Raw genomic sequence first — 640 nt, forward strand, 5'->3', positions numbered from 1 at the left:
GAGCAACTCGTGCCGATGACGCGCCCGCCCGAATCGGGCGCCGTGCAGGGCGGCACGCTGCCGGTCTCGACGAACGCGGCAGGCGCCGCGCCGCAAGCGGGCGCGATGCTGGCCGCGTCCGGCACCGCGCCGGCCGCCGCCCCGCAACAGGCGGCCGCGCCGCAGGGCGGCCTCTACAGCGACGCGTCGCCGACCAACGTGCAGGACGCATACAACGCGCTGAAGACCTACCTGATGCTGTCCGACAAGCGTCACGTCGAACAGGCGCACCTGACCGACCAGCTCGCCCGCTTCTGGCGCGGCTGGCTCGAGACGAATCGCGGCAACATGCCGCGCGACGAGATGATCCGGAGCGCCGAGCGCATGATCTCGTTCTACCTGTCGCGCGTGAACGACGACGACTGGCCGATGATCGACGCGAACCTCGCGCTCGTCGACCAGACCCGCGAGAACCTGCGCCGCGTCGTGCGCGGCATGCCGGCCCGCCAGCGCGTCTACGAGGAGATCAAGGCCCGCGCATCGACCCGCTTCGCGCCGATGACCATCGCGCGCATCGTCGGCGACGGCAACCAGGGGCTCGTGGCAGGCAGCTATGCGATTCCGGGCACGTTCACGCGCGAAGCGTGGTTCGACTACGTGC

At 70.9% G+C, this 640-nt stretch carries 1 protein-coding gene; it reads left to right on the forward strand.

Features of this window, described 5'->3' with window-relative positions; genetic code table 11:
* On the forward strand, window positions 1-640 hold a 640-nt coding region (locus tag JMF90_RS39495), incomplete at both ends, for an ImcF-related family protein (protein WP_236598164.1).

The sequence above is a fragment of the Burkholderia sp. E168m23 genome, assembly GCF_016586125.1.
In the GTDB taxonomy this organism is placed as follows: domain Bacteria; phylum Pseudomonadota; class Gammaproteobacteria; order Burkholderiales; family Burkholderiaceae; genus Burkholderia; species Burkholderia orbicola.